General features: G+C 64.7%; 1 protein-coding gene. It reads left to right on the forward strand.

Annotated features, from left to right (window positions below):
• Window positions 1-85: 85 nt before the first annotated feature.
• On the forward strand, window positions 86-962 hold an 877-nt coding region (locus tag AC6EUL_RS22850; protein WP_499872902.1), incomplete at its 3' end, for a hypothetical protein.

Genomic DNA, 962 nt, shown 5'->3' on the forward strand with positions numbered 1-962 from the left:
CATGCCTACGGTTGATGGCAACCTGAACGATTGGACATCGTCGGCTCGGCTCAATCCCGCAGGCACGACAGCGGCCGGATACAGTTTGTACGGCGACCTGTCGGGCGGTGTCCTGACCTTCGCCCTCCAGGCGCCGACGGGGACGTCGATCGGGGCGTACACGACGATCTGGCTGAACACCGACAAGAATGCCACCACCGGCTACAGCATCTGGGGTCTGTACGGGGGCTACGACTACAACATCAATATCGCTGCCGACGGAAAGCCGTATCTCTATCGCGGGGGCGACGGACAGACGCTCGTGTCGGCGACGCCGCTGACCGCCGTCTACAATGCCGATCGCACGGTGCTGGAGGTCAGCGTCTCGGCGGCGCAGATCGGGACGCCGAAGAGCCTCAACGTCCTGGCCGACGTGAACAACAGCGTCTTCCTACCGGGCGATTACGGGGCCGGCCCCTACACGGTCTCGGATGCCAGCACCCTGCCGGCCCGGACCTATACGGGGCACAAGGTCGGGATCGTCTACTCGGAATCCACGGCGGCGAACTACTTCAGCCCGATGGCGTATTCGCAGCTCTACATGGCGGCGCAGAACCAGGCCGCGGCCGCGGGCGTCCCCTACGACCTCCTGTCGGAATCGGATCTCACCGATCTGGCGAAGCTGTCGAACTACGACACGCTGATCTTTCCCTCGTTCCGCAACGTCGCCGCCGCTAAGGTCGCGGCGATCACCGACACCCTGACCAGCCTGGAGAAGACCTACCACGTCGGCATCATCACCGCCGGCGACTTCATGACGAACGACGAGAAGAACGCTCCGCTCTCCGGCGATTCCTACGCGCGCATGAAGGCGCTCTTGGATGTCAGCCGCGTCGACGGGGTCAACGGGGCGAACGTCGAGGTCAAGGCGGCGGCCACGACCAATCCCGTCATGGCCGGGTACACGGCCGGCGAGTCGATCC

This window comes from Methylobacterium sp. 001424705, assembly GCF_059816145.1.